The 26380-nt window shown below is 57.9% G+C and carries 22 protein-coding genes; 10 read left to right on the top strand and 12 right to left on the bottom strand.

Annotated features, from left to right (window positions below):
- Positions 1 to 33 precede the first annotated feature (33 nt).
- The 4 genes from GS630_RS18460 to dld all read left to right on the top strand — a co-directional run bounded on the left by GS630_RS18460 (position 34) and on the right by dld (position 6126).
- On the top strand, positions 34 to 1083 hold the full coding sequence (locus GS630_RS18460) for a TRAP transporter substrate-binding protein (RefSeq protein ID WP_171176032.1): 1050 nt from the start codon (positions 34 to 36) through the stop codon (positions 1081 to 1083).
- Between the two features lie 116 nt (positions 1084 to 1199).
- Complete coding sequence (locus GS630_RS18455; RefSeq protein ID WP_171621294.1) at positions 1200 to 3263, top strand: TRAP transporter large permease subunit; 2064 nt, start codon at positions 1200 to 1202, stop codon at positions 3261 to 3263.
- A 12-nt stretch (positions 3264 to 3275) separates the two neighbouring features.
- On the top strand, positions 3276 to 4427 hold the full coding sequence (locus tag GS630_RS18450; RefSeq protein WP_171238558.1) for an alpha-hydroxy acid oxidase: 1152 nt from the start codon (positions 3276 to 3278) through the stop codon (positions 4425 to 4427).
- Between the two features lie 19 nt (positions 4428 to 4446).
- Complete coding sequence (dld, locus tag GS630_RS18445) at positions 4447 to 6126, top strand: D-lactate dehydrogenase (RefSeq protein ID WP_171621293.1); 1680 nt, start codon at positions 4447 to 4449, stop codon at positions 6124 to 6126.
- 7 nt (positions 6127 to 6133) lie between these two features.
- Here the strand turns inward: dld and GS630_RS18440 are convergent, their stop codons facing one another.
- On the bottom strand, positions 6134 to 7837 hold the full coding sequence (locus GS630_RS18440) for a SulP family inorganic anion transporter (RefSeq protein ID WP_171712163.1): 1704 nt from the start codon (positions 7835 to 7837) through the stop codon (positions 6134 to 6136).
- Between the two features lie 327 nt (positions 7838 to 8164).
- The gene (gene gph, locus GS630_RS18435; protein WP_171176023.1) at positions 8165 to 8836 is read right to left on the bottom strand and encodes a phosphoglycolate phosphatase; all 672 of its coding nucleotides are present in this window, start codon (positions 8834 to 8836) and stop codon (positions 8165 to 8167) included.
- A gap of 206 nt (positions 8837 to 9042) precedes the next feature.
- Here gph and hemP point away from each other — a divergent pair, with 206 nt between their 5' ends.
- Together hemP and GS630_RS18425 are read left to right on the top strand one after the other, a co-directional pair.
- Complete coding sequence (gene hemP / locus GS630_RS18430) at positions 9043 to 9210, top strand: hemin uptake protein HemP (RefSeq protein WP_171176275.1); 168 nt, start codon at positions 9043 to 9045, stop codon at positions 9208 to 9210.
- Positions 9207 to 9683, top strand: coding sequence for a hypothetical protein (locus GS630_RS18425; RefSeq protein ID WP_171176014.1), 477 nt, complete (start codon positions 9207 to 9209; stop codon positions 9681 to 9683). The genes hemP and GS630_RS18425 overlap by 4 nt, the downstream gene beginning before the upstream one ends.
- Before the next feature lie 50 nt (positions 9684 to 9733).
- Here the strand turns inward: GS630_RS18425 and GS630_RS18420 are convergent, their stop codons facing one another.
- From GS630_RS18420 to GS630_RS18385, 8 genes are all read right to left on the bottom strand, one after another.
- Positions 9734 to 12799, bottom strand: coding sequence for an aminotransferase class III-fold pyridoxal phosphate-dependent enzyme (locus GS630_RS18420; RefSeq protein ID WP_171621291.1), 3066 nt, complete (start codon positions 12797 to 12799; stop codon positions 9734 to 9736).
- Positions 12800 to 12907: 108 nt separating this feature from the next.
- Positions 12908 to 13780, bottom strand: a complete 873-nt coding sequence (locus GS630_RS18415) for an NAD(P)-dependent oxidoreductase (RefSeq protein WP_171621290.1) — start codon at positions 13778 to 13780, stop codon at positions 12908 to 12910.
- A gap of 90 nt (positions 13781 to 13870) precedes the next feature.
- Positions 13871 to 14260 carry a Cu(I)-responsive transcriptional regulator gene (gene cueR / locus GS630_RS18410; protein WP_171238562.1) on the bottom strand — a complete coding sequence of 130 codons (390 nt, stop codon included), beginning with the start codon at positions 14258 to 14260 and terminating at the stop codon, positions 13871 to 13873.
- Positions 14257 to 16725 carry a heavy metal translocating P-type ATPase gene (locus GS630_RS18405; protein WP_171712161.1) on the bottom strand — a complete coding sequence of 823 codons (2469 nt, stop codon included), beginning with the start codon at positions 16723 to 16725 and terminating at the stop codon, positions 14257 to 14259. Before GS630_RS18405 ends, cueR begins: the two co-directional genes overlap by 4 nt.
- A 78-nt stretch (positions 16726 to 16803) precedes the next feature.
- Positions 16804 to 17568, bottom strand: coding sequence for an SDR family oxidoreductase (locus GS630_RS18400; protein WP_171712159.1), 765 nt, complete (start codon positions 17566 to 17568; stop codon positions 16804 to 16806).
- Positions 17565 to 18497, bottom strand: coding sequence for an SDR family oxidoreductase (locus GS630_RS18395; RefSeq protein WP_171712157.1), 933 nt, complete (start codon positions 18495 to 18497; stop codon positions 17565 to 17567). Before GS630_RS18395 ends, GS630_RS18400 begins: the two co-directional genes overlap by 4 nt.
- Positions 18494 to 19396 carry a bile acid:sodium symporter family protein gene (locus GS630_RS18390; RefSeq protein ID WP_171238566.1) on the bottom strand — a complete coding sequence of 301 codons (903 nt, stop codon included), beginning with the start codon at positions 19394 to 19396 and terminating at the stop codon, positions 18494 to 18496. The genes GS630_RS18395 and GS630_RS18390 overlap by 4 nt, the downstream gene beginning before the upstream one ends.
- On the bottom strand, positions 19393 to 20709 hold the full coding sequence (locus tag GS630_RS18385) for an NAD(P)/FAD-dependent oxidoreductase (protein ID WP_171621287.1): 1317 nt from the start codon (positions 20707 to 20709) through the stop codon (positions 19393 to 19395). Before GS630_RS18385 ends, GS630_RS18390 begins: the two co-directional genes overlap by 4 nt.
- Positions 20710 to 20774: 65 nt before the next feature.
- Between GS630_RS18385 and GS630_RS18380 the strand changes: the two genes are divergently transcribed.
- Positions 20775 to 21437 (top strand): TetR/AcrR family transcriptional regulator, encoded by a 663-nt coding sequence (locus tag GS630_RS18380; RefSeq protein ID WP_171621286.1) that lies wholly within the window; start codon positions 20775 to 20777, stop codon positions 21435 to 21437.
- A gap of 215 nt (positions 21438 to 21652) precedes the next feature.
- Here the strand turns inward: GS630_RS18380 and GS630_RS18375 are convergent, their stop codons facing one another.
- Both GS630_RS18375 and GS630_RS18370 read right to left on the bottom strand, forming a co-directional pair.
- A complete protein-coding gene (locus tag GS630_RS18375) occupies positions 21653 to 22273 on the bottom strand; it encodes a pyridoxamine 5'-phosphate oxidase family protein (RefSeq protein ID WP_171621285.1) in 621 nt (206 codons plus the stop codon).
- An 11-nt stretch (positions 22274 to 22284) separates the two neighbouring features.
- Positions 22285 to 22749 (bottom strand): nuclear transport factor 2 family protein, encoded by a 465-nt coding sequence (locus tag GS630_RS18370; RefSeq protein ID WP_171175990.1) that lies wholly within the window; start codon positions 22747 to 22749, stop codon positions 22285 to 22287.
- Positions 22750 to 23054: 305 nt separating this feature from the next.
- Here GS630_RS18370 and GS630_RS18365 point away from each other — a divergent pair, with 305 nt between their 5' ends.
- From GS630_RS18365 to GS630_RS18355, 3 genes are all read left to right on the top strand, one after another.
- The gene (locus tag GS630_RS18365; RefSeq protein WP_171175988.1) at positions 23055 to 23618 is read left to right on the top strand and encodes a TetR/AcrR family transcriptional regulator; all 564 of its coding nucleotides are present in this window, start codon (positions 23055 to 23057) and stop codon (positions 23616 to 23618) included.
- 142 nt (positions 23619 to 23760) lie between these two features.
- A complete protein-coding gene (locus tag GS630_RS18360; protein ID WP_171175986.1) occupies positions 23761 to 24918 on the top strand; it encodes an acyl-CoA dehydrogenase family protein in 1158 nt (385 codons plus the stop codon).
- 188 nt (positions 24919 to 25106) lie between these two features.
- Positions 25107 to 26378: an FAD-dependent oxidoreductase gene (locus GS630_RS18355; protein ID WP_171621284.1), complete on the top strand. Its 1272-nt coding sequence runs from the start codon at positions 25107 to 25109 to the stop codon at positions 26376 to 26378.
- Positions 26379 to 26380 lie beyond the last annotated feature (2 nt).

Genomic DNA, 26380 nt, shown 5'->3' with positions numbered 1-26380 from the left:
GCTGAAACCCCGACCAACCCTGGAGGAGAATTCATGAAGAAGACCCTGACGAGCTTGGCCGTGGCGGCCAGCATTATGGCCGCGCCTGCGGTTGCCGCAGACAAACTGCTGTTGAAAACGCCGATTGCGTTCTCGACCGAATTGCCGGGCTTGGGCTCGCCGATCCCGCGTGTTGCCGAACAGCTTGACGTGATGTCGGGCGGCACGCTGAAGATGAAAGTGTACGAGCCGGGCAAGCTGGTTCCGCCGTTCGAAATTTTGGACGCGGTATCCACTGGAAAGATCAACTCGGGCTACACTACAGCCGGATATTGGGCCGGTAAAATCCCGGCTGCGCCGCTGTTTTCGGCTGTGCCTTTTGGCCCCGAAGCGGGTGAATACATGGCGTGGCTCTACTACGGCAACGGCATGACTCTGTATCAGGAAATGTATGATCAGGCCGGTTACAACGTAAAAGTTCTGCCTTGCGCAATCATCGCACCCGAAACCTCGGGTTGGTTCGCAACCGAGATCAACTCGCCCGAAGACCTGAACGGTCTGAAGATGCGTTTCTTTGGTCTGGGCGGCAAAGTTATGCAGAAGTTGGGTGTTGCAACGTCGCTGCTGCCGGGTGGTGAGATATTCCCCGCGCTGGAAAAAGGCGCGATTGACGCGACTGAATTTTCGATGCCCGCCATTGATGCGCGCCTGGGCTTCCATAAACTGGTCAAGTTCAACTATTTCCCCGGCTGGCACCAGCAGGCGACTGTGTTCGAACTGCTGATCAACAAAGACGTCTGGAATGAAACCAGCGACCAGCACAAGGCAATCATTGAAAGCGCCTGTAAGGCGTCGATGGCGGACAGCTTTGCCGAAGGTGAAGCGATCCAGCATGCCGCGCTGATCGACAACGTTGAAAACAACGGTGTCACCATCAAGCAGTGGTCGCCCGAGATGCTGGATACCTTCCGCGCCACCTGGGACGAAGTTGCCGCTGAAGAAGCCGCAAACGATGCCTTTTTTGCACAAGTCCTGGCCGACATGAACGAATTCCGCGACGGCTACAACCTGTGGAAGACCAACGCGTTCCTCCCACGTCAGTAAACTCTCCCTAACTGACGTTACCGGGGCGGCGGAATCCGCCGCTCCGAACTCTCCCAAAAACGGAATTTCTAACCTTTCACTGCCCCGCGCGCCGGGGTGCTGAGCGAGGAATGACCATGGCCAACGAACTATATACAAATGATCCGGTCGAAGCCTATGAAGGCATTCTGGAGCATCCCGAAACAGACCGCCAGAAAATTGCCGTCGCTATCGACACGGGCGTCAAAGCGGTAGGCCATGTGGTCATGTGGGCGAATATCCTGCTGATGGCTGCGATCTTCAGCCAGGTTTCGCTGCGCTACCTGTTCAGCCAGAACTATCCCAAGCTGGACGAGATCCAGTGGCATTTCTACGGCATTGTCACGATGATCGGCATTTCCTATGCCTTGATCACAGACAGCCATGTCCGCGTTGACGTCCTGCATATGCAGCTGTCACGCCGCGCGCAGCGGATCATCGAAGTGATCGGTATCCTGACCCTGCTGACACCGTTCATCTATTTGATGGTCGACCAGGGGTACGACTATTTCTACGAAAGCTTCCGCGTCAATGAACGCTCGGACAGCCCAACTGGTCTGCCTGCGCGCTGGGCGTTTAAGGCCGTCATTCCGATCAGTTTCATCCTGCTCGCCCTGGCTGCACTCGCACGGTTGATCCACGATGGGCACGCGCTGCTTTATGGACCGGCCTCGGAACGGGAAGGCGCGCCGCTGCGTCGTATCCTGCTGGTTCTGGCCGTGTTTGCTGCCGTCTGCGTGGGCCTGACCTTCCTTGTCGAAACGACCGAGGAAAAGCTGGTCATCGCCATGTTCCTGACCTTCATCGCGCTGCTGTTCACGGGCTACCCGGTGGCGTGGGTGCTGGCCGGTGTCGGCGTGGCCTATTGCGGTCTGGCTTACCTGTTCGACAACGATCTGATGCTGTGGACGGGGCTGGAGAGCACCTTTACAGGGCTTGATTATCTGACCCTTGGTGCTGTGGTGAACCGCGTTTATGCCACCATGTCCAACGCGGTTCTGGTCGCCCTGCCGATGTTCATCTTCATGGGCCTGATGCTGGACGAATCCGGTGTGGCCGAGCGTCTGATGTCGTCGATGCAGCGCCTGTTCGGTACCGTGCGCGGAGGTTTGGCGATCACCGTGACTCTGATTGGGATCATTCTGGCAGCCTCGACCGGCATCATCGGAGCCTCGGTTGTGCTGCTGGGCGTACTGTCGCTGCCCTCTATGATGCAGCAGAAATATCAGCCGACGCTGGCTGCTGGCGTGGTTTCAGCGTCCGGTACGCTGGGTATCCTGATCCCGCCCTCGATCATGCTGGTAATTATGGCCGACCAGATGGCCTTGTCTGTCGGAGACCTGTTCATGGCGGCTGTTTTCCCCGGCGTGATCATCGGTGGCCTGTACCTGACCTACATCTTCATTCTCGCGCTGGTGAAGCGTGATGCGGCCCCTGTGCCCGAGGGCGCAAAAGCTCCCGATTGGGCCGCTGTCAAGGACGTTCTGATTGCCGTCATCCCAACGCTGATGCTGATCCTCGCCGTGCTAGGTTCGATCTTTGCAGGTCTGACCACGCCGACCGAAGCCTCGGGCATCGGTGCGCTGGGTGCGACGCTGCTGGCACTGGGCTATCGCAAGCTGACCTTTGCGAAACTGTGGAACGTGCTGGTGTCGACCTTCAACACCACTGCGTACATCTTCGCGATCTTCCTTGGGGCGACCGTATTCTCTTACGTCTTGCGTGAATTGGGCGGGGACGAGCTGATCGAGCATGTGGTGCAATCCACCGGTTTCGGAGCCAACGGCACAATCCTTTTCATCCTGTTCATCGTCTTCTTGCTGGGCTTCGTTTTGGACTGGATCGAGATCACGCTGATCGTGTTGCCTCTGATGCGGCCCATCGTGAACGGGTTGGGCATCGACATCCCCGGCTTTGGCGTTCTGGATGAACCCGCGCTGGTGTGGTTCGTGATCCTGGTGGCGGTGACGCTGCAAACCAGCTTCCTGACGCCGCCTGTGGGCTTCGCCCTGTTCTATCTGAAAGGCGTTTGCCCGCCCGAGATCAAGCTGACCCACATTTACAAAGGCATCATCCCCTTCGTGTTGTTGCAGTTGACCGGCCTGGCGTTAGTCTTCCTATGGCCGACACTAGCCACCTGGCTGCCCTCGGTCGCCTACTAAGGAGCCTGCCTGATGCGTCTGAGCCAATGTCATAACTTCCACGACTTCCGGCGGCTGGCCCAACAGCGGCTGCCGGGGCCCATCTTCAACTATATCGACGGTGGAGCGGATGATGAGGTGACGTATCGGGAAAACACCAGCGCGTTTGACCGGTGTGATCTGTTGCCGTCGGTCCTGCGTGGGGTGTCCGATGTGGACATGTCGGTCACCGTGATGGGGCAAAAGCTGGATATGCCCATCTATTGCTCACCCACCGCCTTGCAGCGCCTGTTCCACCATCAAGGCGAGCGCGCGGTTGCGGCGGCGGCTGAGAAATACGGGACGATGTTCGGCGTATCCTCGCTGGGGACCGTGTCGTTGGAGGAGCTTCGGCAAAAACACAAGAACCCGCAGGTCTATCAGTTCTATTTCCACAAGGATCGCGGCCTGAACGCCGCCATGATGCAGCGCGCGAAAGAGGCGGGTGTCGAGGTCATGATGCTGACCGTCGACAGCATCACCGGCGGCAACCGTGAGCGTGATCTGCGCACCGGCTTCTCGATCCCATTCCGTCTGACGCTGGGCGGCATGATCCAGTTTGCAATCAAGCCGATGTGGGGGATCAACTATGTCACGCACGAGAAATTCCGCCTGCCGCAGCTGGAAGAACATGTCGATATGGGTGGAGGGGCCAGCTCGATCGGCGGCTACTTTACCGACATGCTCGATCCGTCGATGAACTGGGATGACGTGGCACAGATGGTGCGAGACTGGGACGGTCAGTTCTGCCTGAAGGGGATCATGACCGTCGAGGATGCCAAACGCGCGGCTGAAATCGGCTGCACCGGGATCATCTTGTCGAACCACGGGGGCCGCCAACTGGACGGCTCGCGTACGCCCTTCGACCAACTGGCCGAGATCGTCGATGCCGTTGGTGACAAGCTGGACGTGATGATGGACAGTGGTATCCAACGCGGCACCCATGTGCTCAAAGCGTTGTCGATTGGGGCCAAAGCCGTGGGTGTTGGTCGTCACTACCTGTACCCGTTGGCTGCCGCAGGGCAGGCGGGGGTTGAGCGCGCCCTTGGCCTGATGCGGGCCGAGATCGAACGCGACATGAAACTCATGGGCGTCACCAGCGTTGACCAGTTGAGCCGCGAGAATATCCGTTTCCGCAACGCCTGAACCCAAGATGGGGGCCGAGATGACCAATGAAGAATTGATCAAGCACTTCCGCTCCGTCGTTGGATCGCGCCACGTCCTGACAGGCGAGCGCGCGACCGAGCGGTTTCGGCGTGGGTTCCGCTCGGGCGAGGGGGAGGCGCTGTGTGTCATTCAGCCTGGTACGCTGTCGGAACAGTGGAAGGTTCTGCAAGCTTGTGTTGCATCGGACAAGATCGTCATCATGCAGGCCGCCAACACCGGCCTGACAGAAGGATCGACACCGTCGGGCAGCTATGACCGCGATGTCGTTCTGATCAACACCCGCCGGATGGATACACTGGTCCCGTTGAACAATGGCGAGCAAATCGTCAGCTTTCCCGGTGCCACCCTGTTTGCTTTGGAAAAACTTCTGGCCCCGCTGGGGCGCGAGCCGCATTCGGTGATCGGTTCCTCGTGCATCGGTGCATCGATTGTGGGTGGGGTCTGCAATAACTCGGGCGGGTCTTTGGTCGAGCGTGGGCCCGTTTACACCGAACTGTCCGTGTACGCCCGGATATCCGAGCAGGGCGAGCTGGAACTGGTCAACCATCTGGGCATTGATCTGGGCGACACGCCCGAGGAAATCCTGGCAAGCCTTGACGCCGGCACTTTCGACCGCAACCCGGGGGCCACGAACAAACGGGCGTCAGCAAGTGACTACGCACAGATCGTGCGGGATGTGGACGCAGAAACGCCTGCACGTTTCAACGCAGACAAGGCCAAACTGTTCGAATCCGCTGGTTCTGCCGGAAAACTGGCGGTTTTTGCTGTTCGCCTTGATACCTTCCGGAAAAACGACGCGGAAAAAGTGTTCTATATTGGAACGAACAGCCCCGAGGATCTGGCCGCTTTGCGCCGCCATATCCTGTCCAGGTTCAAGTCACTGCCCGTCTCGGCCGAATATATGCAGCGTGAAGTGTTCGACATCACCGCCAAATACGGCAAGGACACGGTTGTGATGATCGACAAACTGGGGACGGATCGCTTGCCGTTCTTCTTCGCGATGAAAGGTGCGGTTGATGCGCGGCTTCGGCGTATACCGCTCCTCGGCAATTTTACTGATCGTTTCATGCAAATGGCCGTAGCGCTTTGGCCGCGTGTTCTGCCCAAGCGGATGGTCGAGTTCCGCGACAAATACGAACACCACCTGATCCTGAAGATGAAAGATGACGGGATCGCAGAGGCTGCTGCGTGGTTGCCGGATTTTCTGAAAGACCGTGAAGCTGGGTTCTTTGAATGCGATATGCGCGAGGCCAAGATTGCCGGCCTGCATCGTTTCGCAGCCGCCGGAGCCGCCGTGCGTTACATGGCGCTGCATAACTCGGATGTAGAAGATATTATTGCACTGGATGTCGCGCTGCGCCGCAACGATTACGACTGGCTGGAAAAACTTCCACCTGAGATCGAGGATAAGCTGGTGCACAAACTCTATTACGGCCACTTCATGTGCCACGTCATGCATCAGGATTACATCGTCAAAAAGGGCGCGGACCCCAAGGTGTTGAAGGCAGCGATGCTCAAACTGTTTGACGAACGGGGGGCAGAATACCCGGCTGAACACAACGTGGGTCACCTGTACAAGGCCAAGCCGGACCTGGCAGCGCATTACAAGTGCTGCGACCCGACCAATTCGTTCAACCCTGGTATCGGTAAGATGTCGAAGGCGAAATACTACAACTAAGCGGGCTTCACGACGCGGCCGAACGTTTGTCGAAGGCATCCAACAAACGGTTGCCCGTGTCAAAGAACGCGTCTTCGCCGATCAGATCGGTCACGCCATAGCGATCAAGCTCTGCTTTTACATCTGGTTCAACCAGCGTGAACACGAGGCGAATGCCGTTTTCATGCAGAAACTCGACCAAGCTGCGCAGGGCATACCCGGCGGTAAAATCGATCTCATCTATGGCCGATGCGTCGATGCAGAACCATTCAGGTTTCGCGTCCGAGCCTTGCACAATGGCCGTGGCTTCATTCGTAAAACGCTGTGTGTTTGCGTAATACATGCCGTGCGAGAACCGATAGATCACAAGGCCGGGTTCAAATTGATTGGGTGGTGTCAGGGCTTTTGAATGCCAGCCACCGTTTTCGGTTTTGACGATCGCGGCGTTCTTTGGGCGATACCCCCGGCGGGTGTGATCGATCAGAGAAAAGACCACGGCAAAGACAATGCCTTGTTCGACGCCCACAAGCACGACCACGGCGGCCGTTGCGGCGGCCACCCAGAACTCTGAGCGGGCTTGTTTGTAGATCGTGGTAAGACCACGCAGATCAATCAGCTTCAAACCAATCAGGAAGACAATGGCCGACAAGGCGGCACTTGGCAGATAAGCAAGCGGTTTGGTGAGAAACAGGATCACCACAAGGACAATGGCCACAGTAGTCAATTGGGCCACCTGACTGCGCCCACCGGCGCTGGCGACCATTTCGGTTTTGGTGGGGCTACCGTTGACCACAAAAGTGCCGGAAAATGCCGCGCCGAAATTTGCAAGGCCCAACCCGATCAGGTCTGTGTCCTCGCTGAACTTCTCATCGTACCGGGCAGCGTAGGCTCGTGAGGTCGCTGCGCTCTGTGCCAGAATAACCACGAAGATGGACAGTGCCGTGGGCAGGAGTTGTTTGAACAAAGTCCAACTCCAATCCACATTCGGTATCGAGAGTGACGGCAAGCCGCTTGGAACTGTCCCCAGAACAGCAATGCCGATTGTTTCGAAGGAAAAGGCCCAGCTGCAATAGATCACTCCTACGATTGCGATCAGGGGGCCGGGTATTCTTCGCGACAGCATTGTGGAGGCGACAACAACGCCAAGCACGGCGGCAGAGACAAACACAGTTGGCCAGCTGATATGAGCCAAGTTCAGGTATACGTCGTTCAGCCGCGCAAGCGTACCGTGTCCGCTGGCTTCGATCCCCAATAAACCGGGTATTTCGCCAGTGGCAACCTGAACGCCAACGCCGGTCAGAAAACCGACCAAAACGGTGCGCGACAGGAAGTCGGCCAGAAATCCAAGCCCGATGATCCGCGCAGCGATCAAAAGCACGGCCGCCATCAGCGCCAACAGGGACGCCAAAGCGAGGTATTCCGACGAACCCGAGACCGCCATGCCCGCCAGCGCCGAGGCTGTTATGGCCGCCGTTGCCGAATCGGCCCCGACCACAAGATTTCGCGACGACCCGAACAGGGCGAACAGCGCCATGGGAATCAGAATCGTATAGAGCCCCGTAATGACCGGCGTACCCGCGATTTTGGTATAGCCCATGACTTCGGGGATCGCGAGGCAGGCAAAGGTAAGCCCGGCAAGCATCTCGGTCGGAAGACGCGACCGGTCAAAAGGCAGCACGCCCTGCAGCACCGGTGACGGTGATGATTTGGGATTTCTGCCCGGGTTTTCCATGGGTTACCTTTTTACCCGATTTGTTCTGCGTGTGATCTTGGTTACCAACAGAGCGTCGGGGCAAAATTTAAGCAAGGCATGATGGGCAAATCGAAAGGCTCCTGCTGGGATTTTCAAAAGGTTTTCAGGGAAAATAGCGCGACTACGGGAAACCCCCAATTTTGCGCGGCAGCGATCAGGGGTAAACATGACCTACCGTACTTACCACACAAACACACGGTAATTACTTTCCCCGATGAGGGGCTGGTCACACCCCCTCGGCCGGCCCCTCTTAACTTTTTGGGAATGTGAAACAGATCTTGCCGCCCGCAGAATTGGTGGGCGAGTTCAGGACACGTGTTCGTTTTGGGCCAGCGTCGCCACATGAATGGGAAGGTCTGCAGCAGCCTCATAGGCGATGTCATGTGGAATGTTCTGCACGCGGGACTTTCGGTATCCTTCCGTGAACAGCAGAAACGGGATTTTCGCTCTGACGGCGGTTTCCGAGTCTACCTCGCTGTCTCCAACAAATACGCGGGGACCTTTTGCCTCAAGGGCATCGAAGCTTGCAAAAAGATGCTTGGGGTCCGGCTTTCTGGTCGGCAGACTGTCGCCACCAATCACCACATCGAAGAACCGCGACAGGTTCAGCGCTTCTAACACGTGGCGGGCAGGGGCTTCGGGCTTGTTTGTGCAGATGCCCAGAGCGCAACCCATCTGTCGTAACGCATCCAGCGATTCGGGGATGCCGGGGTAAGGAATGGTCGTTTCGCTGGCCGCTGCGTTGTAGTGCTTCAGGGTCAGTTGTGTCAGTTCCGCATGACGGTCCAGCGGCAGTTCGCAATGGTGGATCATGCGTTCGACTAGTTTGGGCAGGCCATTGCCAACGAATCCCTTGATGATGTCGATCGACAGCGGGTCATGCCCAACGTCATTCAATGTTCGATTGGCCGCTGCGGCCAGATCGCCAAGGCTGTCCACCAGCGTTCCATCGAGATCAAAAATAACTGTTGCGGTCATGCCCAGCGCGTCCTTTTCGTCTGACCGCAGACGTAACCCGCCCTCTTCAGGGGTGCAATCGCTTGTGTTAAAACGACACTTGACAATCCTTACTAAAATAATCAGATTAAGCTGCAGGAACAGAAAGCCAGCCCAGTCGGGGTCAGCCAGACTATATGAAACGCAACAGGTATGGCGCTAAGCCGACACGCTCTGGAGATGTCCTGATGAACATACAGAACCCGACCCCCACCCAAGGTTATCCTGTCTCGATGCTTCCCGCGCACAAGGCCGAGGAGCTGACAAAGGGCGGAAATCTTGCCCATATCGAACTTGGCGATCAGCTTTACACTTTGCGGATCACCCGCGCAGGCAAACTGATCCTGACGAAATGAGCATGCAATCCACACGCGGTGGCGCCACGGTTGGCCACCTTGCGGATCTTGGTCCGGTTGAAGCAGGTGCGGTGATGTATCTGCGGATGTGGAGCGAGGGTGAGGGCGGTCGAACCGACGCAGCCAGTGATTTCCAGATCGCCTTGGGCGCAGATTGCGGAGAGGCCGCGATGCAGACGCTGGAAAGTGTGTGTTCCCTTTGTGCCGCCTATGGACGCCGCCCCCTAATCCGCCATGGGCTGAAATGCGCGTGCCTGGGTGCTGATGAGAATTGCTTCGCCCAGATGATCGCCGCAGCATCCGAGGGTGCGCGTGAAGATGCGATGATGTTGGCGTCTCTGATCGTGCGCCCGGATTTTGCGCCTGCGCTCGCATCGTTGTCAGAAGAGTTGGGTCTTGCCCTCAAGCGCATCACGGCTCGGTTCAGGATTCCGACAACCGGACACCATACCCCCTCGGCCGTTCTCCACTGATCCCCGGTTCAGGGCGGCTTAACCCCGGCATTGCGCCGGGGTTATCTTGTTCAGCAGCATCCACATCCTGCGTGGTGATGATCATGATCGCAAACCGGCGCAGGGGTGTAGTCGCCCACCTCAGACAGCACGTCCCGCAAGGCCCACAGGATCATGTCCACATCCTCGGCCTCGATGGTCAGCGGCGGGCGGATTTTCAGGATGTTGTCTTTGGGACCTTCGCTGCCGATCAGAATGCGATGATCGCGCATCCGGTTTTTGACATAGCTGCAAATCTCGGTTCCTTCTGACCCGTCAGTGTTGATCAGCTCAACACCCAGAAACAACCCCATGCCCCGCACGTCGCCAACACAGCCAAAGTCGTTTTCGATCTGACGCAGCCCGGTCATCAGACGGTCTCCCATGAGGCGGGCATTGTCTTGCAGACCTTCGTCGTCAACGATGTCCAGCACCTCCTTGCCGATCCGGCAGGACAGGGTCGAGCCGCCGAAGGTGGAAAAGAATTCAATCCCATTGTTGAAGCTGTCCGCAATTTCCCTGGTCGTCACCAACACGCCCAGAGGGTGCCCGTTGCCGATCGGTTTGCCCATGACAACAATGTCAGGCAGCGCGCCCTGGTGTTCAAAGCCAAAGTAGTACTCGCCCAGACGACCAAGACCTGTCTGCACCTCATCTGCGATGCAGACACCACCGGCGGCACGGATTTTCTCATAAACCGCAGGCAGATAGCCCTTGGGAGGAATGATCTGTCCTCCGACCGAAGGGAAGGTTTCCGCAATAAACCCTGCTACGCCTTGCCCGCGCGCGTTCAAGGCTGTGATTGCCGGGTCTAAAAGATCGGCAAATTTCTGGGCCCGATCCGCATCGTCTCGCTTGAACGAACCGCGGTAGTCATCCGCGACTTCGACCAGCTCAACCCAGTCGGCTTTGCCGATGCCACCAGGCTTGTTGAACTTATAAGCCGAGATCGCCACAGCCGCGTTTGTATTCCCGTGATAGCCGTGATCCGGCGTCACGATCCCTTTCGCTCCGGTATGGGCACGGGCCAGTCGCAGAGCCAGCTCATTGGCCTCGGTCCCGGAATTGACGAAGAAGCAGACCTCGAAATGATCTGGCAGTTTGGACAGGATCTTGTCGGCAAAAGCGGTTTGGGCCGGATGCAGATAACGGGTGTTCGAATTCATCCGCCTCAACTGATCCGCTGCCACGGCCTGAATACGCGGATGCGCATGGCCGACATGAGGAACGTTGTTATAGGCGTCCAGATAGGGGCGGCCCCATTCGTCGAACAGGTGGTGTTTCCACCCACGCACCAGCATGACCGGATCGTCATAGGTCAGAGACAGGTTACCGCCAAAATGATCGCGTCGCCCTTGCTGGATCGCCTGCTTGTCAGTGGGTTGGTAAAACACCTTGTCATCCGGCAGGTTCAGCAAGGCGGCGGGGTTCGGACAGACCGCGTGCCACAGCTCCATCTCGTCAGGATCGCCAACACCGGGCCAGTCCGCCTCCATACCATCGGTGGTCAGGGCCAGTTGGAAATGCACATGAGGGGCCCATCCGCCATTCTGGCTGGCATCGCCCAGCCGGGCAAACGCCGCCCCCTGTGCTACCGGATCGCCGGGTTTCAGCCTGTCACAGCATTCTGGATCCAGATGACCATAGAGCGTATAGAACGGATCACCTTCGGGCGTTTCGTGATGCAGGATTATCACCCCGCCATAGTCGAGGTGGCTGTCGCGTTTCTCGACGACCTCAACCCGCCCGCTCATGGGCGCGTGCAGCACCGTCCCGGCAGGCGCAAACACATCCACGGCCAAATGCACTGTCCGCCGGTCCGAGGCTTTCCACGGGCCCTTGCGGAACCCCGGTTCGGCATAGATCAGGCGGGGCTCGTTGTAATAGCCCAGCCACAGATCTTGCCCATATTCCTCGCCGACCCGCGCGGCTTCGGCCAAAGGCATGTGGAACGGGTTCTGAGGCCAGACACAGTTCTCAACCGACAGCGAGCCCATGGGCGCATCGCTCAGATCCTGACCGAACATATCGGCAAACTGGCCACGATGATCCTTCAGATAGGCTTGGATGCGCTCAGCTCCGTCGACAACAGGCAGGCCGCACGCCGCCCGCAAGCGCGCCTTCATCAACCCACCATTGACCGAGGCATTCTCAAGGAACCGCCATGCGGGTGCCTGCGAGATGGTTACATAAGGGTCATCCGGGTTCTCGGCTGCCATCAGGGTCGAGTTGACGACCGACACGGCAAGCCGCATCCGCAGCAGCGGCCAGATCAAGTCTACTTCGTCGACGCTCAGCCGGTTGGCCGCGTGATAACCTTTCACCAACGCAGACAGCGCCCGTTCTGGTTTGGGATGGTCCAACACTATGTAAGCCCCGGCAATCGCCAGATCGCAGACTCGCGGCGCCGCGCACATGTCACCCAGATCGATCAGGCCCGAGATCCGCCGCCGTTCACTCAATTCCCCTTCGACCAGAATGTTATAGTCATTGGCATCATTGTGGATGGCTTGTTTTGGCAGATCCGCAAGGGTGCCGGAGATCGCAGCAAACCCGCCGCAGATTTCCTTTAGCAAGGCTTGTCGCGAAGGACCAGAAATCGCGTCCAGCTTACCCGCAATCCAATCCGCCTGCATCAAGTCCCATTTGAAATCGGCCCGATGCAGCCCCTCATGCTGGAAACCTTCCAGGGCCCGATCGGTTGCTCCCAGCACGCGCCCAAGTTTCAGGATCAATTCTTCGGATTTTGGTGCCGCCTTTGCGTAGCATCGCCCGGGCTGGCATTCCAGCAACCATGCCAGCCTAGGCTGAGCCTCAGAGTCTGTAATCTCGGGTAACACATCGCCGTTCAAATCGGGGAACACTTTGGGAAAAGGCAAACCCGGTGCTTCCGATGCAATATGGGCCAGTGCCTGTATCTGCAGGTCCACCAAACCGGCTTCGCAACCTGCTCGCATGACCTTCAGAACATAGTCCTGCCCATTGGTGGCCTGCACCAGAAAGTTTAGGTCGTATTCGCCATCCAACCGCTTCAAACGCGCGTCCAGCCCCCAGTGCTGCCGCAATGCATCCGCCCAGAACTTCACCAATTCGCTCATGTCGCTCTCCGCCCCGGTGCACCCGGGATCCTCTTCATCTGGCTAAAAATACCTTCGGGGGTGAATTGGCCCAACGGGCCAAGAGGGGGCAGACAGCCCCCTGAACCCTCAGTCCAACGCGCGCAAGCGCTTGAACAGAGACGACGTATCCCACCGCCCACCGCCGAGTTTCTGAACGTCCTTGTAAAACTGGTCGACCAATGCGGTCACGGGCAGTGATGCACCATTGACGTTGGCTTCATCCATACAAATACCCAAATCCTTGCGCATCCAATCCACGGCAAACCCGTGTTCGAAATGATCGTCCAACATCGTCTCGTGACGGTTCACCATCTGCCAGCTTCCAGCCGCGCCCTGGCTGATTACCTCTACCACGGATCGCCCGTCCAACCCTGCTTTCTCGGCAAAATGCAGCGCCTCGCTGAGGGCCTGAACCAAACCGGCAATCGCGATCTGGTTACACATCTTGGTCAATTGGCCCGCGCCGCTGTCGCCAATGCGGCGGCAAATCTTGGAATAGACCTCCATCAGCGGTTCGGCCGCATCGTATGCGGCCTGATCACCACCGCACATGATGGACAGAACACCGTTTTCAGCCCCGGCCTGACCGCCCGAGATCGGCGCGTCGACAAAGGCGACCCCCTGCGCGGCGCCGGCCTTGCAAAGCTCACGCGTGACATCTGCCGAGACCGTTGTGTGATCGACGAAGATGGCTCCGTCGGACATGCCGTGAAACGCACCGTCCTCGCCTGAGCAGACCATGCGCAGATCGTTATCATTGCCCACGCAGGCCATGACAAATTCCGCGCCCAGGATGGCGTCTTTCGGAGTAGCCGCCATGGCCCCGCCATACTGGGCCACCCAGGCTTCGGCCTTGGCTGTGGTGCGGTTGTAGACGGTAACGTCATGACCTGCGGCTTTCAGATGTCCGGCCATGGGATAGCCCATGACACCAAGGCCAAGGAACGCGACTTTTGCCATTTTGTGATCCTCTCCACTGTTCGACCATGGTCTCAGGCCGAAATCTTTGGCGAAGACAAAGCAAAGCTGCGCCCAAAGGGCAACCCCGTGTCAGCCTTTCCCTCCCAGATCTTTCAGGATCGGGCAATCAGGGCGGTCATCTCCGGCGCACGCATCGATGAGATGGCTAAGCGTATCGCGCATCGCGTTCAGGTCCGCGATCTTGGCCTCGATCTGCGCCAGATGATCCCGCGCGACCCGTTTCACATCGGCGCTTGCGCGGGTTTCATCCTCATACAACGCCAACAGGGTACGGCAATCTTCGATGGTGAACCCAAGCGCACGGGCGCGGCCCAGAAAGTTCAGCTTGTGCACGTCCTGATCGCGAAAACGGCGATACCCGTTGTCGTCGCGCAGAGGCTTGATCAAGTCGATATCCTCATAATAGCGGATCGTCTTGGCGGGCAGACCTGTGCGTGCAGATACGTCTCCGATATTCATGGGTGCACCTCGTTGGCGGCCAAGGTCGGGGTTTCCGACACGCTGGTGCGAACGCGACGCAGACGCAAAGCATTTGAGACCACAAAAACACTCGACAAAGCCATCGCGCCTGCTGCCAAAGCAGGCGACAACAGATGACCGCCAAACGGATACAGTGCGCCAGCCGCCACCGGGATCAGCAGGACATTGTAACCAAACGCCCATCCGAGGTTCTGGCGAATGTTTCGCATTGTGCGACGGCTGATCTCGGTCGCGTTTGCAACGCCACGCAAATCACCCGACATCAGCACAACGTCCGCCGTTTCGATCGCCACATCCGTACCTGTCCCAATGGCGATGCCGATATCCGCAGATGCAAGCGCCGGGGCATCGTTGATCCCATCGCCAACAAAAGCCAGCGTTCCGAAACTACCCCGCAAAGCCGTGATCGCATCTACTTTACCGTCCGGCAACACCTCGGCAGTGACGTGATCGATCCCCAACCGATCAGCCAACGCCTGTGCCGTCCGCGCGTTGTCTCCGGTGACCATGGCCACAGTCAGCCCCATCTGGTGCAACCTCTGCAGCGCTTCTTCGGTGCCGGACTTAATCGGGTCGGACACAGAAATCGTCGCAGCGGCCTGCCCATCTAAGGCAACGAATAGCGGCGTTGCCCCTTCAGAGGCGCGCTCTTCGGCCTCGTCCGCCAAGCGGCCAAGTTCAATCCCCCGGTTTTTCATCAGCCTGTACGACCCGACCAAAACTTCCTGACCTTCAACGAGGCCCTGTACGCCCAGCCCGGTAATTGATTGGACATTCGACGCCTCGGGTAGAGCAGAGAGGCCCGCCCGGGTGATAGCCGATGCAATTGGATGCTCTGACTGTGCTTCGAGGGACGCAGCGAGTCGCACAACCTCATCCCTGTCAAACCCGTTCGCCGTCATCACGCTATCCAACTCGGGACGGCCGAGCGTCAGTGTCCCGGTTTTGTCCAGCGCGATAATGCGTGCTTGTTGAAGCTGCTGCAATGCATCGCCTTTGCGGAACAATACCCCCAGTTCTGCTGCGCGCCCCGTGCCCACCATGATAGAAGTAGGCGTCGCCAGCCCCATCGCACAGGGGCAGGCAATGATCAGCACCGAAACACCTGCCACAAGCGCGAGCGGCAAGGCGGGGCTGGGACCGAAAATCAGCCAGATTAGGACGGTGATTACAGCAACGAGAATGACGGCGGGGACGAAGCGATAGGTGATCTGGTCGACCAGCCCTTGAATGGGCAATTTGGCCCCCTGTGCCTGCTGCACCATGCGGATGACCTGAGCCAGAACCGTGTCGTCCCCAACGCGCGCGGCGCGTACCCGCAAGGCTCCGGTCCCGTTCACCGTGCCGCCAACAACAGCGGCCCCTTGCGATTTTCCGACCGGCACAGGCTCGCCAGTGATCATGCTTTCGTCGACGTAAGATGTGCCCTCAAGCACTTCGGCATCTACTGGCAGGCGCTCGCCCGGACGAACGCGCAAAATGTCTCCGACAACTATTTCAGCAATCGGACGGTCCTCTGTTCGGCCATCCACTTCGACCCTTGCGGTTTTGGGCTGCAAGCCTACCAGCTTCCTGATTGCGGCCCCGGTTCTGCCTTTGGCGCGCGCCTCCATAAGCCGACCCAGAAGGATCAGAACAACGATGACTGCTGCAGCTTCGAAATAGACATTGGCGGTGCCTTGCGGCAGCACATTTGGGGTGAATGTGGCCACCACGGAATAGAGATAGGCCGCCCCGGTCCCCAACGCGACAAGCGCGTTCATATCCGGCGTGCCGTGTAGCAGGGATGGGATGCCCTTGCGGTAAAACACTCGTCCCGGACCGATCAACAGGGCCGAGGTCAGAGCAAACTGGATAAGCTGACTGGTCTGCACACCGACGGTGGCGTGTACCCAATGATGGAACGCGGGGATCATGTGCCCACCCATCTCAAGAACAAACACGGGCAGCGCGAGGACGGCGGCAAGCATCGTGGTGCGGCTCAGATTGCGAATTTCGTCATCTTCGCGGCTTTCAGGTTCCTGGGTGTTTTGAAAGCGCGCCGGGTATCCGATTCCGGTGACTACCTGTGCTAACTGCTCTGGCGTGGTTGTCCCCGCCGCGTATGTCACTTTGGCGGTTTGAGTTGCGAGATTTACCTGAGCGTCTATTACACCCGGGTTGGCTACTAGCGCGCGTTCGATCTTGGCCACGCACGAGGCGCAATTCATCCCGTCGACACTCAGATCTACGCAATTGGTTTCAGCAGGATACCCTGCCGCATCCAGCGCCGTAGTCAGAGCCGTAACCGGCCCGTCAAACGCCACTTGCGCTGATTTGGTTGCAAAGTTGACCGAAGCCGCATCGACACCTGGCACATCGCGCAGGGTCGCTTCGACACGGCCCACACAGGACGCGCAGCCCATGCCGGTGATTTTGAGCTCTTTGAGTGTTTCATGTGCCATGCGACTCGTTCCGCAGCTTACCTTGCCCTTCAAATGGGGGTTCCAGTCACGGGAAGGTCAAGGGGTCATGGCAAAAATCTATTCTGCTGGCCCGCGTATATTGCGCTCCATCATGCGTTGATACAGGCGCGGTGAGAGGCTGTTCAGCCACCAAGACAAACGCGCCACACGTCCAACCGGAATCATCGGCTGCGATTTGTCTAATCCTCGCAGGATTGCTTTGGCGGCGGCCTCAGGGCTCATCTCATCCATACCATCCTTTGCCGATCCGGGTCTTGCCGTTCCATCGGCCTGCTCTTGTGCGTTGCCCGGGTTGGTGGCCACGAAAGACGGTGCCGCGATCTGAATCCGAACACCATGAGGTGCTTCTTCGGAGCGGAGCGATTTGAAAAACCCCTCAAGCGCGTGTTTCGATGCAGCATAGGCCGTCCGGTGATAGAGCGGTGCAAACCCTGCCACGGACGAAATCGCCAAATGCGATCCCTTTGATGTCCGGACTGGTTGCAGAAACGCGCGGGCCATTTCAACGGCTGCAAAGTAGTTAATGTCGAACACCATTCGGTGGCTGGCGGCGTCGGACTGATCAAACCCCCGAATTTGCGTGACCCCGGCGTTGTAGATGACCAGATCAGTACTTTCGCTGGATTCGATCACCCTTTGGGTTGCGTCAGCAAGCTGCTCGGGGTCTGTCAGATCGCAAGCGATTGGCAACTGGTTTGGCCTGGTGTCCAAGCCTGAGACGTCAAGGTCCAGCAACACGACCCGCCAACCGCGGGCTTGCAGGGCATGGCTCAGGGCTTGCCCCAAACCACCTGCTCCACCTGATATGACAGCTGTCTTCATAGCCCGGCCTGCTTTTGCCAGAACGCGAACACCTCGGCGCTGGTTTTTTCGGGTGTATAGCCGAATTCTGATTTGAGGGCGGAATTGTCCAAAACAGGTCGATATTGCAGAAACCGTACCTGTTCCGGCCCATAGCGAGACAAGCCAAGCGGGCGTGCCACGGATAAAGCCGCCTTCAGTGCCCAAGCAGGAAGACGCAGAACCGATTTCCCCATGGCATCGGCCAGATCGGTGACACCCATCGCTCCGTCCCCGGCGACGTTATAAACGCCGGGTGGCCCGTCTGTCGCTGCGCGCCGCAGGATACGGGCCAGATCGTGCGTCCAGATAAACACAAACGGGCTTTCGCTGCCGGCCACAGCCAGCAGGCGCGGCTTGTGAAACAGGGCGGTGATCTGGTTTTCAGTGCCAGCCCCCAGCACCGTCCCCACGCGCAGAACGACCTGTTCAAGATCAGGGGCAGCGCTTCGGGCTTCCGCCAACAATTCCTCGACCTGTCTCTTGTGGTCGGAATAAGGGAATTCCGGATTGCCCCGCAGCGGGTCACGCTCGCGCAGTGGAATGCGGTTGTCTGCGTGATACCCATACGCAGCCCCCGATGATGTGACCACCAGTCTGCGTACGCCGTTGGCAATCGCCGCATTCACCACCTTGCGTGTTCCTTCGACGTCAACAGCGTATGCTGCGGCGCGTCCCATCTTGGGCGTGGGCGTCACGATTGAGGCCAGATGCACGATGACATCCGGCTTCACCTTGGTGATCACGCGGGCAGGGGCGTCGCTTGTCACGTCCATGGGCAGGAAGGCGACGTATTCCGGCAAAGACTCCGGGCGTCTTAGGTCGGTGGCAAAGACCTCATGCCCCTCAAGCTCCGGCAACAGTGCTTGCCCGACCATACCGGCTGCGCCTGTGATCAGAATACGGGTCATCGCGCGGCCTCGGTTCGGGCCATGACCGACGCAAGCGCAATGCCCGATATCGCGTGCCAGATGCCCCAGAACGCGGCCACAACCGCCATGCCGCCCAGCCCGTGGAAAAAAGCGAAGATCAAGACCAGTCCAAGCCCTGAATTCTGAATGCCGGTCTCTATGGTGATTGCGCGACGATCAAAGGGGGATAGCCGGGTCAGAGTGGCCACGACCCAACCGCCCCCCAGCGCCAGGGCGTTGTGAAGGATCACAAGCCCGGCAACCGCCCCGGCAAAGCTGAGGAAGAATCCCCAGTTGGCGGCCAGGGCAAGCAGGATGAAGGCCGCGAAGATACCCATCGACAGGTATTGCAACGGCGCCCGCAGACGGGCGGTCAGGGCTGGTCGACGCTGATTCAACGCAATACCCAGAACCAGGGGCAGGATCAGCATCAAGCCGACGAGAATGGCGATTTGCACCGGATCGATCTGGGTCTGCTGCAGGATCGCTCGGGTTGGTGGATACAGCCCGCCCCAAAGCGCGATGTTGAAAGGCGTCATGAAGATTGCGCCAATAGTGGCAAACGCTGTCATCGACACAGACAGAGCTGCATTGCCGCCCGCGCGATGCGTGATGAAGTTCGAGATGTTGCCTCCGGGACAAGCCGCAACAAGGATCAGTCCTAACGCGATGGATGCACGTGGCTCTGTGATCCACACCAGCGCAAAGGTCAGTGCGGGCAGGACCACGAACTGAGACAACAGCCCGACAATCACCGGTTTCGGCGCGCGTCTCAGGCGATCAAAATCCCGCGGCGTCAGGTCGATCGCGATCGAGAACATCACAATCGCCAGAATGGCGTTCAGCAACGTCAGCGACGCCGGGCTGAAATTCAGCGTGACTTCGTCAATACCACTCATGCGGCGGCTTTCCGCAGCCGGTCGATCCAGCCAGTGACGGCCTTTCTATATGTGGCCTTGTCCACGTAATAAGCCATGCGGGGCAGATCGATATAGTTCATGCCTCCGGTGGCGCGCGTGTAGTCTTTTTGTTTTTCGGTTTTCAGATCGGCCGCCGCCGGGCAACCGCTTTGAAGACCCTTGATATAGCGCGCCACCATCTCGGCCTGTTCATGCCGGCCTTGCCAGCCAAGACCCGTGGCCTCGACCATGCCCAGCACAAACAGATCGTCGCGTTCGGGATGGATGGTGTTCAGGTACAGATGCGGTGCATCGCCCTGCCAGTTCAGCAGGTCCTTGTCGACAAACGGATAGTGCAGCTTGTATCCGGTGGCAGCGAGGATCATGTCATAGTCTTCGCTGGAACCGTCTTTGAAGTGAACGGTGTGACCCTCAAGCCGGTCGATATCGGGGCGAATGCGCAGATCGCCGTGGCCTGCGTGATACAGGACCAGTGAATTTACCACCGGATGGCTTTCGTAAAGTTGATAATCGGGTTTGGGAAAGCCGTATTTCTGCGGATTTCCGACGAAGCAGCTGAGGATCAGACTGTCGACCTTTCGCTTTAACCACATGGGCAGGCGGATCTTGCCACCCATCGTGTCAGCAGGTTTGCCAAAGACATATTTCGGGACGAAATAGTATCCGCGCCGCATCGACAGGTCGCAGCGTTTTGCATGATGGATCGCGTCCACTGCAATGTCGCAACCGGAGTTGCCTGCACCCACAACCAATACGCGCTTGCCGTCGAATTGACTGGGATACCGGTATTGAGAGGCATGGATCAATTCGCCGTCGAAGGTTCCGGGGAATTCTGGCATGTTCGGTTCCGACAGGGTGCCGTTTGCTATCATAACCCCTGCGAAGTCGGCCTGATGGTCACCTTCGGCATCCCTCCAAGACACGCGCCAACCGTCTCCCGAGTTGCCCAGCGGCGTGATCTGGGTGACTTCGGCATTGAACCTATAGTTCTCACGCAACCCGAAATGATCTGCAAAAGCACGGAAATAGTCGCGCATCGCCCAGTGAGAAGGGTACTCGGCCACAGCCTCATCCATCGGGAAGTCTTCGAACTCGGTCATGCGCTTGGACGAGATCAGATGCGCTGTCTCATACATGGTTGATCTGGGGGCATCGATGTCCCACAGACCGCCCACATCCGAATGCAGCTCGAACCCTTGAAATGCGATGCCTTGTTCTTTCAGCACCTTGGCCGCGGCCAATCCCATCGGTCCCGCCCCGATCAGGGCGAATGCGTCGCGCGTTTCTTCCATGAACCCTCCCAAAGTTCGTGAGGCTTAACTTGAACGAACGACCAAAATAAGGCAAGGTGAAAATCATGAGTCTAAAAAACATAGAAAAACCAAGGCAAAGAGCACCGTCCAAGCGGTCTTTGGAGACGCGGGCGCGGATCATGGATGCAGCGGAATTGGTCTTTGCCGAACGGGGATTCGAAGGCGCCTCGATCCGCGATATTGCCGCTTTGGCGGGTGTGCAGATCGGCCTGGTGCACCATCACGGCGGTGGAAAAGAAGAGCTTTTCTATCGCACCGTCGCCCGCCGCGCGGATGAGTTGGCGCAGTTGCGGGTCGAGACGCTGAACAAAGCCAGGGCCGAGGGGTCGCTGACATTGCACAGCATTCTGGACAGCTTTATCCGCCCTTATGTAGAGCTGGCTGAAACAGGTGGTCCGGGCTGGATGGCCTATGGCCGGCTAGTGGCGCATGTGTCCGTCGATCCAAGGTGGAGCGACATTGCGGCTGAGTGTTTCGATCCGACGGCCCAGCATTTTATCGCAGAGATTGCTGCGCTTTATCCTGATGTTGATCCGGCAGTGTTGGCCAGTGGTCAGGTGTATACGGTTTCAGCCATGTTGGCGCATCTCAACAGCGGCTGGCGCGTTAGGGCGCTGTCGCAAGGTGGTGATCAGCCTGACATAGAGCCCTTGGTCGAGTTTTGCGCCGCAGGTATTGCAGCAATGGTCAAAGCCAGTCGAGGCTGATCGCCTTTCACTCCTGCTGCAGGTGATCAAATAGCATTGTGCTGAACACGGAAGGAGACGTGCGCACAGCGCTGGGTGAGGCGAAAAACCCAAGCATCAGGATCAGCAATATCAGGGCTGCCGCTGCAAGACACGCCGCCGAGAGTTGAAAGACTGAACGAACCATTGCGCAAATTCCTTTCCTGAATATCGAATTTCTTTGACAGTCCGGCGGGTTAGTCTGACTTGGCCAGTTGTTGCTTCAGCCGTTCATTCTGTGCCTGCAACTGGGCCAGCTGTTGTCCAAGCGTGTTCAGATGGGGGCGCAGCTCGGCTTCGGTGAAGCGAGGGGTGATGTGACGCGGGCAGTTCCAGTCCAGCGCCTCGACGCGGATGATCACGGCCCGTTCCGCCGGGGTCTCGGCCTCTTCGGGATACAAACTGGCTGCGGCCGCTTCGCCTTCGGTAAACTCGACACGCCCCAGGACCTTCAGGCGGCGTTGGTTGGCGTAATCCATCAGGATCATCGCGATACGATCATTCCCATCTAGGTTCCCGCGCGAGATATATTGCTTGTTGCCGGAAAAATCCGCATAGCCGATGGTCTGCGGCCCCAGCACTTTCAAAAACCCCACAGGACCACCGCGATACTGCACATAGGGCCAGCCGGTTTCGGACACAGTGGATTGATAGAACCCATCCCGTGTCTGAATGAACTCTTTTTCGGGCTCGCCGATAAAGTGGCCCTGCTGTGGTCCACTTTCGATGAACTTGGCATAGGTTTTTGCCGATCCCATCCGCTCTTGATGGGCGCGGACGGCAGGGGTGAAGGCACGTTGGGAAAAGGCACGGGGCATGGTAAGTCCTTTCAAAGACCCAAATCTGACAGTCCGGGATGATCTTCGGGGCGTTCGCCTTGCGGCCAGTGAAACAGACGGTCCTCTTCGGTGATCGGCAGATCGTTCAATGAGGCGTGGCGATGCGACATGCGCCCGTCTTCGGCAAATTCCCAGTTCTCGTTACCATAAGAGCGGAACCACTGGCCGCTGTCGTCTCGCCATTCATAAGCATAGCGCACTGCAATGCGATTTCCGGAAAAGGCCCAGAGTTCCTTGATCAGGCGATAGTCCAGTTCCTTCCGCCATTTGCGCGTCAGGAAGGCGTGGATGTCGGCATGGCCAGTCAAAAACTCGGCCCGGTTTCGCCAATGACTGTCCTCGGTGTAGGCGGGCGTCACCCGGTCGGGGTCGCGACTGTTCCAGGCGTTTTCCGCCATCCGCACTTTCTGAGTCGCGGTTTCAAGCGTGAAAGGGGGCAGAGGGGGGCGAGACATAAGGCAAGAGCTTTCAGGCAAGTGATGCGGCCAGAAGGGCCATGGTCAGAAGGAACGGAACGTACTGAGATGGAAAAATGCTGGCACGACGTTTCATCGGTCAAATCCTCTGGTGTACTGATCTGTTAACTTTCGACCTCAAAGTGTACCGATCTGTTAACTTTTGCAAGGGCAATCTTCAAAAAATTTCAATTTGAGACTGTTGAAGTCAATAAAGTTACATAAAATCAGGGACTTGATTTGATGTTATTGTACTTTGCGTTTTGGGCTAATATGTACAGAACGGTACACTATGGAGCCGAATCATGCGCCCAAACAAACGGGACGAACTGGTGAGCAAGGCCCTGAAGGTCTTTTACCGCGATGGGTTTCACGCGACTGGCATGGACAAGCTGGTGGTGGAAACGGGCGTGTCCAAAACATCGATGTACAAGCACTTCCGCACCAAGGAAGAACTGATCCTTGCGGCACTACGTCTGCGGGACGAAAACTTTCGCGATTGGTTCTTGAAACGCATCGATGAGATGGCAGAGACTCCGGTCGAGCAAATCCTTGTCAGTTTTGACGCTTTGAAAGAATGGTTCGAAGAAGATGAGTTCCGGGGGTGCATGTTCATCAAGGCAGGCGCTGAATTCCAGGACCCGGATCACCCGATCCATGTACAGGCTGCCGAGCACAAGCAATTCCTGCTGGACCATTTCACTTCGGTTGCTGAACAGGCCGGTGCTCAGGATCCGCATAAACTGGCCTGCCAGATTGTACTTTTGCAAGAGGGAGCAATTGTCTCTGCCGTTCTGCTTCAACACTGTGATCCTGCGCGGGACGCCAAGGATGCGGCGAAAAAACTGCTGGCCTCGGCACTGAACTAAACCTGCTCAGCTAAACTGTTTCTGCTTGGATTGTCGGGCAATGAACGTTGCGTTGTTCCACTTCAGGACGCGGCGTCACACGCATTGGCGTGAATCGGACAGAGCGCTAGGCTTTAACAAAAGACTTTCTGGAGAGCGTTCGATGCCACTTTTCACTTCAACCGCAGCTTGGGTCACCGATGAACACCGCATGTTTGCCGACATGGCGGGCCGGTTCATGGATGACGAACTGACGCCGAATATCGAAACCTGGGTCGAAAACGGTGTGGTGGATCGCGACTTTTGGCGTAAGGCGGGTGAAACCGGACTTATGGCGGGAGCAATCCCCGAAGAGTATGGTGGTGTCGGCGGCGGCATGGGGTTCGATGCAATCACCGCCTACGAACAGGGCGCGCGTGGCGATGCCGGTTGGGGCTATGGCATTCAGTCGATTGTGACGCATTACCTCACCGCCTATGGCAACGAAGATCAAAAACAGAAATGGCTGCCTAAACTTGCCTCGGGCGAGATGGTTGGCGCGTTGGCGATGACGGAACCTAGCACCGGGTCAGACGTGCAGGCGGTGCGGACGACGGCTGAAAAAGACGGAAACTCTTATCGTTTGAACGGCTCGAAAATCTTCATCACGAATGGGCAGTCAGCTGACCTGATTATTGTGGCGACCAAGACAGACAAATCCGAAGGCGCGCGTGGTGTGTCTTTGATCGTGGTTGAAACCGAAGGGGCCGATGGCTTCCGCCGGGGGCGCAACCTTAAAAAACTGGGAATGAAGGGCAACGACACGGCCGAGTTGTTCTTTGAAGATGTCAAAGTGCCAATGACGAACCTGCTGGGAGCTGAGGAAGGGCAGGGCTTCTACCAGCTTATGAAACAACTGCCGTGGGAACGGTTGAACATCGCGATCATGGCGCTGGGCGCGATTGATTTCGCCATCGCTGAAACGGTCAAATACGTTCAGGAACGCAAGGCTTTTGGGCAACGGGTGATGGACTTCCAAAACACCCGGTTCAAGCTGGCCGAATGCAAGACCAAAGCCGAGGTTCTGCGCAGCTTCATCAACGACTGTATCGGAAAGCTGGAAGCTGGAGAGCTGGACGCGGCCACCGCTTCGATGGCCAAATATTGGGGTTCAGAGGTGCAGAACGAGATCATGCACGAATGTCTGCAGCTGTTCGGCGGCTATGGCTTCATGATGGAATATCCGATTGCACGTCTTTATGCGGATGCGCGCGTGCAGATGATCTACGGCGGCACCAATGAGGTGATGAAAGAGTTGATCGCACGCTCGATCGACGTTTGACGGTTTCCAAGGGGCTTACCTCCGTCGTCATCATTCCTGCCGGAATACCTTCTCCGGTTGGGCCTGCCAGGCGCGGGAAAAGCCCGCGACTGCGGGGTCTTTTTCGTCGCAGGCACGCTTTGACGTGCCCGCTTGCCAAGGGGGGAAAACGATATGATGATCCGGGCCAAAGACTTCAGAGGCCCGACGTGAACGATCCCGAAAATGCTCTGTGGCGCAGCACCTGTGCCGAGACTGTTTCAGCACCTCGCCTGACCGCTGATACTTCTGTTGATTTGGCGGTCATTGGCGGTGGATACACCGGATGTTCAGCGGCTTTGGAAGCTGCCCAGGCCGGTGCTTCGGTCTGTCTGCTTGAGGCGCAGGAGATCGGCTTTGGCGGATCGGGCCGTAATGTCGGTTTGGCCAATGCAGGGCTTTGGTTGCCGCCGGACGAAATCCGCGCGCATATCGGACAGGTGGCCGGAGATCGCCTGATTGATCTGCTGGCGCGGGCCCCGTCTGATGTGTTTGCATTGATCGAAAAACACAGCATCGCATGTGAGCCTGTGCGTAACGGAACCTTGCATTGCGCGCATTCCGCAGCTGGTTTGAAAAACCTTCAAACGCGCCACGCGCAGTTGAGCGCAGCAGGTGCACCGGTGGAATTGCTTTCGATGGATCAGGCGCGGGAAAGAACCGGTAGCGATGCCTTCCATGGGGCGTTGTTCGATCCTCGCGCCGGAACCATACAGCCGATGGCTTATGTGGTCGGATTGGCGCGAGCGGCGGCGCAGACCGGGGCGCAGATACACGGGCAAAGCCCGGTGCAGACCATGCGCCATGAAAACGGCCAATGGGTGCTGACCACACCGGGCGGGGTGGTGCGAGCCAAGTCCGTCATTCAGGCGACCAACGCCTATCACCTTGGCTTGCCAGATACCGCGCCCGCCTATGTGCCGGTTTATTATTTTCAATACGCGACCGCTCCGCTATCGCATAACTTGCGCGCCAGCATTCTGCCGCAAGAAGAAGGGTGCTGGGATACCGGTTTGATCATGACGTCGTTTCGATTGGATCAGGCAGGTCGCATGATTATTGGCGGCATGGGCGACCTTGGTAATGCAGGTCAGAGCGCACACACCGCCTGGGTCCGACGCAAACTGGCAGAGCTTTACCCTCAACTCGCCGACCAGCCGTTTGAGCAGGGTTGGCACGGGCGGATCGCCATGACCTCGGACCATATCCCGAAGATCACGCAGATCGGTCCGAACGCTTTAGCCGCCCACGGGTATTCCGGTCGCGGCATCGGACCCGGCACGGCGTTTGGTCGCATGATGGCCGAGAGCCTTCTTGCCGAAGACCCGTCACGTTTACCTGTGCCCGCCGTGCCTGAGCATCGCGAAAGCTGGACACGCGTGCGCCGCGCCTTTTTTGAATCCGGCGCAGCGTTGACACATCTGATAAAGGCACGGTTCTGAGG

The sequence above is a fragment of the Ruegeria sp. HKCCD7303 genome, assembly GCF_013111185.1.
Taxonomy (GTDB): Bacteria; Pseudomonadota; Alphaproteobacteria; order Rhodobacterales; family Rhodobacteraceae; genus Ruegeria.
Note: the sequence above shows the minus strand (reverse complement) of the source record. Positions and strands in the feature narration are given on the sequence as shown.